The 7,088-nt window shown below is 42.3% G+C and carries 6 protein-coding genes; 3 read left to right on the top strand and 3 right to left on the bottom strand.

From position 1 onward, the window contains the following. Positions 1-148: 148 nt before the first annotated feature. Positions 149-1,507: an aspartate kinase gene (locus LMU01S_RS09350; RefSeq protein ID WP_056958805.1), complete on the bottom strand. Its 1,359-nt coding sequence runs from the start codon at positions 1,505-1,507 to the stop codon at positions 149-151. Positions 1,508-1,536: 29 nt separating this feature from the next. Continuing rightward, complete coding sequence (gene thrC / locus LMU01S_RS09345; RefSeq protein WP_056958807.1) at positions 1,537-3,024, bottom strand: threonine synthase; 1,488 nt, start codon at positions 3,022-3,024, stop codon at positions 1,537-1,539. Between the two features lie 169 nt (positions 3,025-3,193). Between thrC and LMU01S_RS09340 the strand changes: the two genes are divergently transcribed. From LMU01S_RS09340 to LMU01S_RS09330, 3 genes are read left to right on the top strand one after another with little or no spacing between them, the layout of a single operon-like run. After that, positions 3,194-4,477 (top strand): homoserine dehydrogenase, encoded by a 1,284-nt coding sequence (locus LMU01S_RS09340; RefSeq protein ID WP_056958808.1) that lies wholly within the window; start codon positions 3,194-3,196, stop codon positions 4,475-4,477. A gap of 3 nt (positions 4,478-4,480) precedes the next feature. Further along, the gene (gene thrB, locus LMU01S_RS09335; RefSeq protein ID WP_056958810.1) at positions 4,481-5,353 is read left to right on the top strand and encodes a homoserine kinase; all 873 of its coding nucleotides are present in this window, start codon (positions 4,481-4,483) and stop codon (positions 5,351-5,353) included. A gap of 14 nt (positions 5,354-5,367) precedes the next feature. After that, complete coding sequence (locus tag LMU01S_RS09330; protein WP_056958811.1) at positions 5,368-5,931, top strand: MFS transporter; 564 nt, start codon at positions 5,368-5,370, stop codon at positions 5,929-5,931. Positions 5,932-5,955: 24 nt separating this feature from the next. On the opposite strand, the gene LMU01S_RS09325 is transcribed toward LMU01S_RS09330, so the two are convergent. Then, complete coding sequence (locus tag LMU01S_RS09325) at positions 5,956-7,050, bottom strand: DUF8462 domain-containing protein (RefSeq protein WP_056958814.1); 1,095 nt, start codon at positions 7,048-7,050, stop codon at positions 5,956-5,958. Between the last annotated feature and the right edge of the window lie 38 nt (positions 7,051-7,088).

Genomic DNA, 7,088 nt, shown 5'->3' with positions numbered 1-7,088 from the left:
GACTTAGTATATGAGTTGCAATCTGATACGCTATATAGCTTAAGATCCCACCCAGGTCTTAAGCTATATTGTGTGTAAAAGTATAAATAATAAGCCCTACCATGATGTCACCCATCATGGTAGGGCTTATGTTGTTTTAGTGGGACGATTATTTTTGTTCAAAAAAAGCTTCGTAAATGTATTTGACAGCTTTATCAGCATCCGCGCTCTTAGTCCCAAGCATGATCGAGACTTCAGATGAACCTTGGTTGATCATATGGATGTTGATATTGTGATCGGAAATAGCTAAGATCACATCTTTCATGATCCCGATACGATTGATCATCCCTTCGCCAACGACCATGATCAAGGCATAGTCATCGATCCAGCGTAATTCATCAGGTTGGATCACAGCACGGATGTCACGCGATACGGCTTTTCTTTTAGCTTCAGTCAACTGACTGTTATCAAAGATGATGGTCAGATCATCGATCCCAGAAGGCATGTGTTCATAGGATATCCCGTATTTATAGAGGATATTTAAAATTTTTAGCGTAAAACCGGCTTCTTTGTTCAACAAGAATTTGTGCAAGTACAGTGCGGAAAAACGTTTGGCACTTGAGATCCCAGTGATCGGGGTGATCGGCGTAAATTCTTGATACGGAATGATCATCGTGCCCGGACGCTCAGGATGGTTAGTATTTTTTACGTTGATCTTGACCCGGCCCTCGATCGCAGGGACGATCGCTTCATCGTGGAAGACTGAAAAACCAGCATATGAGAGTTCGCGCATCTCACGGTAAGTCATTTTGGTGACGGCGTATGGATCTTGGACTAACCTAGGATCAGCAGCGTAGATCGCATCTACATCGGTAAAGTTCTCGTAGAGCTCAGCGTTTAACCCGCGGGCAACGATCGCACCAGTGATATCTGATCCGCCCCGTGAGAAAGTAGCGATCTCACCTTCTTTTGTTACCCCAAAAAACCCGGGAAATATCAATTTCTCATCCGTATAGTCTAACCGAGCTAAGTTTTCATAGGTCACGGGCAAGACCGTGGCGTTGTTAGGATCAGAGCTGACCAATAAGCCAACTTCGCGCGGGTCGATGAAACGCGCTTTGATCTTTAGATGATTCAAGATCAAGGTCAAGAGACGAGCATTGAAATATTCCCCATGTGCTTTAAAAGCTGCTAAAAGGTATTCGGCACTGGGATAAGTCCTTTCTTGGAGCTGTTGTAATTCTTTTTTGAGCCAAGCGAGTTGTTCGGTTGGTAACTCAAATGTTTGGGCGATCTCTTGGTAGCGGTCAAAGATCTTTTCTTGGATTTTTTTAGTATCTAGATAATTTAAAAATTGTTCAGCATAAGTGATCAATAGGTCAGTCACTTTGATGTCATCGCTAAAACGTTTGCCTGGGGCCGAGGTGATCACGGCTTGACGCTCTGGTTGAGCGGTCACGATGGCGATAACTTTTTTGAACTGTTCACCATTTGCTAAAGAACTTCCACCAAATTTAACAACTTTCATAACAAAAAACCTCTATATCTTATCTAATTTTACTTAACGAGTTGGAGCACTAGTTTTTTCATATCTTTAGGATCACAAGTCAGATCGTGTAAGAGTGGTGCGGTAAAGAGTTCTACGATCGTTTGTGGATAAGGTTGTGCGATCACTTGATGTAACTGTTTCAAGGCCGCTGTTCCAGTGGCTTCTTGGCGCTTACCTAAAGCATCTAAGACAGCCTCAGGGAATTTGTACGGGCTAGCAGTAGAAACGACGATCATCGGGGTGAGGTCGCCTGTTTTTAACTGGTATTGACGTGCGACAAACGAACCGACTGCAGTATGTGGATCGAGCGGATAACCTTCTTTTTCAAAAACGCGTTTGATCTCAGTTGCTGTCTGGTCGATCGTGGCAAAATCAGCAAAGAATTCAGTTTGTAATTTGGTGACCAATTCAGCATCAAGCATATAAACGCCTCTGGTACTGAGCTGATCCATCAATTGTGCAGTTTTAGTTGCATTTTGATCTAGCGTATAGAATAATAGCCGCTCTAAGTTGCTGGAAACTAAAATATCCATCGAAGGCGAAGTTGTCACGTGGAATGGACGTTTGCGGTCATAGATCCCGCTCGCAAAAAATTCAGTTAGGACATTGTTTTCATTTGAAGCACAGAGCAATTTTTTGATCGGTAACCCGAGTTTTTTAGCGTACCACCCAGCTAAAATGTCGCCAAAATTTCCCGTTGGAACACTGAAGTTGACTGCTTGTCCGGCAGAGATCTTACCAGCTTTGAGCATTTGGCCATAAGCGTAGAAGTAATAGACCATTTGCGGGAATAGACGCCCGATATTGATGGAATTAGCAGAAGAGAAGCGATAGCCCTTTTGCTGTAGTGCAAGTGCCATATCAGGATCATCGAAGATCTCTTTGACCTTGGTCTGAGCATCATCGAAGTTTCCCGTGATCGCCACTACATGGGTGTTAGCGCCAGTCTGGGAGCGCATTTGCTTTTCTTGGACTTCACTGACCCCGTCTTTAGGATAAAAAACAATGATCTGAGTATCTTTAACATCAGCAAATCCTGCCATAGCAGCTTTACCAGTGTCACCCGAAGTTGCGGTCAAGATCACTGTCTTTAGAGCAGTTTGATTTTTTTTAGCTGCTAATTGCAGTAAATGTGGCAATAATTGCAATGCGAGATCTTTAAACGCGATCGTTGGACCATGGAATAATTCCAAATAGGCAAGATCAGCGGTGAATTTGACAGGTGTGATCTGGGGTGAGGTAAAGTTATCTCCGTAAGCTTTGGCAATACAGTCCTGTAATTCGGTAGCAGTATAATCACTAAAGAATGGTTGTAAAATTTTAAAAGCCAATTCTTGATAAGTTAATTTTGGTAGATCCATTAATTCCAAGTCAAGTTGGGGTAAATGATCTGGGACAAAGAGACCGCCATCGGGACTCAACCCTTGTAAGACAGCTTGTGAGGCCAAAAAAGGGGTGGCATGGTGGTCACGTGTGCTACGGTATGAAATTGCCATAAGTTCACGTTCCTTTCGAATAAATTTTAGTTCATACTACCAAAGTAAGGTTAAAATAACAAGTAAAAATTATTAGTTAAATTAAATTAGGTGTTTAAAATCTTTTGAGCGAAATTTGAATGTGTTAATATTAAGGAAATATAACTTTTTTAGACACGGAGGAATGCGCATGAAGACGATCGATATTGGGATCTTAGGCTTAGGAACGGTAGGAAGCGGGGTCGTGAAGATCTTACAGGATAATGCACAAAAGATCACGGACATCACGGGGTGCAAGTTAAATGTCAAAACGGTGGTCGTACGTGATGTGACCGCTAAGCGCAACGTGGATCTGACGGGGATCGAATTGACGGATGATTTTACCAAGTTAGTGACCGATGATGATATCAAGATCGTCGTTGAAGTGATGGGGACAGTCGAGACTGCGCGTGGCTATATCAAGCAACTGCTCAATGCCAAAAAACATGTAGTGACGGCTAACAAAGATCTGATCGCTCAACACGGCCCCGAGCTATCAGAGCTTGCCAAACAAAATCACTGTGACCTCTTTTATGAAGCTAGTGTTGCTGGGGGGATCCCGATCTTGCGTACGATCGTCAATTCGTTTGCTGCTGATCAAGTGGAGTCGGTCCTAGGGATCGTCAATGGGACGACGAATTTTATTTTGACTCAGATGACGCAAAATGGACTCTCATATGCTCAAGCCTTAAAACTTGCGCAGGAAAAAGGTTTTGCAGAAGCCGACCCCACTAATGATGTCAAAGGTAAAGATGCTGCCTATAAGATGATCATTTTGACGCAGTTTGCCTTTGGAAAAGATATCACTGTTAATGATGTGAAACTCGAGGGGATCGATGGCGTACAACTTGCCGATATCAATGAAGCGGCTCAGTTAGGCTATACGATCAAATTGCTAGGGATCGCTAAGCTCATCGATGATAAATTAGATGTTTCAGTTGGACCGGTACTTGTTCCTACTTCACGTCCGTTGGCAGCGATCCAAAATGAAAATAATGCTGTTTTAGTGACCGGTAAAGCTGTCGGTGAGACGATGTTTTATGGCCCAGGTGCGGGGGAATTACCGACTGCTAACAGTGTTTTGAGCGACATCATCGCAGTCACCAAAGATATCGTCTTAGAGACTACTGGTAGTCGCTTTAACGGTTATGTCAAAAACGTCGCTTTAGCCCCAGCAAGTGATGTGATCTATCCCTACTATCTTTCCTTGTTGCTCCCAGACAAACCGGGACAAATGCTGAAGTTAACCGAGATCATGGCCAAACAAAAGGCTAGTTTCAATGTGATCAAACAGACCAGTGAAAGCAAAGGTACCGCGCGGATCTCACTTGTGACCCATGCGATGAGTGAGGCTCAGCTAAATGTGATCAAAGCCAAACTAAAAGAAATGCCAGAGATGCAGTTACTGGCTGCATATAAAGTATTGGAGGGCTAGTGTATGAAAAAGATCATTGTACCCGCTAGCAGTGCTAACTTGGGCCCTGGTTTTGATTCCTTAGGGCTAGCCGTTGATCGTTATTTGACATTAGAGGTATTGGAAAAAACGGCTAACTGGCAGATCGAACATGATCTTGGCCCAGAAGTTTCGCATGATGAAACAAATTTGGTCATCGCATCAGCTTTGACCTTGGATCAGGCTCTCACTCCGCACAGGCTAAAAATGAGCTCTAAGATCCCCTTGGCGCGCGGACTTGGCAGTAGTTCAGCAGCGATCGTGGCAGGGTTGAAGTTAGCTCAAGTTTTATCTACCAAACAGTTTTCAGACCAAGAATTACTTGAGGTAGCTACTAAGATCGAAGGGCATCCTGACAACGTAGCACCAGCATTATTTGGGGGTCTGACGCTCTCATTGATGGTAAATGCACATCCACAAACGATCAAAGCTTCATTTCCTGAGATCGGGCTGTTAGCGTATATTCCTGATTTTGAATTGGAGACTAAGGTCAGTCGAAGCGTCTTACCCAAACAATTGGAATATGCGACGGCAGTACGAGCGGGAAGTGTGGGCAATGCCTTAGTCGCAGCCTTATTGACTAACGATCTAGAGCTAGTGGCTGAATTGATCGAACAAGACAGCTATCATGAGCCATACCGTGAAAAATTAGTCCCACATTTAAAAGTTTTACGTGAATTAGGCCATAAAATAGGTGCTAAGGGTACGTATTTGAGTGGGGCTGGTCCCACCGTAATGACGCTGATTTCATCCGAAAAGATCGAGCTGTTTATCAAGGAAGCCAGAAAACACGGTTTGACTGGTGAATTTGCCCAATTAGCGGTCGATCAAAAGGGCGCCCGGAGTGAAGAAATTTAAAAAACAGGCAGTTTGTGATCTATTGTGTGGCCCAACTGTTAGTCATGTCACTGGATGCACAGGTAATAAATTACGTTAGTGTGCGTTTAGCTAAGTCATTTCAAGCGGTAGTCTTAGGTCATGAAATTACCGGGATCCAAATGGCAGGCTTGATCCGTACGGAAAATACCCTGATTGTAGTTTTGCTGACCTTGGTCGTACCAACTTTGACCAAAATGTTAGGTGAGAAGCGCTCATTTCTCTTAGGCTTAGTGATGTATATTCCGGCTTTCTTCTTTATCATTAGTTCTAATAATTTCTATACTTTAGTATCAGCTGTATTTGTAGCTTCAATCGGTAAAGTTTTCATCATTCCGTTGGGTAAGACGATGTTAGCAGAGTTATCAACACAAGAATTACGTGGAACGTATATGGCATTAAACGGCTTTATCTATCGTGGGACCGCTTTGTTAGGGGCGTTAGGTGTTATGCTCGCTTCGACTTTTTCGCCTTATCATCTAGCATGTTTTTGGGTCGGGCTGGCTAGCCTTGGCTTTGGCTGTTATCTATATTTGTTGCCAAAGATAAAATTAAATTAAAAAGAGACTATTGCAGTCTCTTTTTTAAGCGTAAAATTTTAAGTTTTCAAGGATATATTCTTTGAAATACGGCAAGGTGAATTCAAGCATTCCACGTGCAGGGCTTTTGATCAATTGTGCATCTAAGAGTCGTTTGCGATACATTGAGAGATAGTTTTTAGGTTTGCCCAGTTCTTGTTGGAGATAGGCAGTCGTGACAACTGGGGTAGAAGCCTTTGCCATAGCGATCACAAAGCTATGATCAACGGGTGAGAGCTCTTGCAAGATCTTGTAGTAGACATTTCTGCCTAAAGTTGCAAGATACTCACCTTGGACTTGTTCTAGTGTTGCAAAAGTTATCTTTTTATCAGCAATTTCCCACAATAAATATCCCAATAGTTGAAAAGAATAGGCATATCCCTTGGTTTTTTTGACCATTGCTACCAAAACGTCATCACTAATAGCGATCCCTTTTTTAGCGAAGGTATCTTGGTAGCTATGTTTGATCGAAAGTAGATCTAGACTAGAAAGTTGCATCCGTGCACTGCGAAGTAAAAAGGTCAAAACATAATCATTTTGTAATTCGGAAAGTTTATTTGGCAGGCCGGTCATGATCAAGGATATCTGGTAGTTTTCACGGATCAATAGCTGATATAATGAGATGAAATTTTTGATCTCGGGTGTTGGATCGACTTCATCAATGGTGACCAACAGTGAAATATTTTTAGCTTGTAGTTTATCCAAAATATTTTCGAGTAATATCTGGTAATTTGTTTCAGTAAGCTCTTGTAGACGATACTCAAATTGGATCCCAAAAGCTGATAACTTGATGCCTTCGATCTTATCGAGTAACTTTTTGATCTCGGGTGAACTTTTTTGACAGATAGAATCGATCAAAGTTTGTAAGACATTATAATTAGTCGCTAGATTTACCACTAACCAATTTTTTTTAGCACTCATTTTATTACCGATATCAGTTAAAAGTGAAGTTTTGCCGACTCCGCGGACGCCGTAGATCAGAGTTGTCTGATAGGGGCTGTTGGGATCTTGAAGTTCATTTGATAATTTAGTGACGGAATGGGTGCGGTCTAAAAAAATATTGGGAACTTTACCGAAACTGGGATTGAATGGATTATTCATAAAATTCCCTCCTTTATACTTCTGTTTTGATTTTATAC

Origin of the sequence: Ligilactobacillus murinus DSM 20452 = NBRC 14221 (assembly GCF_001591685.1) — a bacterium.
In the GTDB taxonomy this organism is placed as follows: Bacteria; Bacillota; Bacilli; order Lactobacillales; family Lactobacillaceae; genus Ligilactobacillus; species Ligilactobacillus murinus.
The sequence above is the reverse complement of the archived record's forward strand: the minus strand, read 5'-3'. Positions and strand labels throughout refer to the sequence as shown.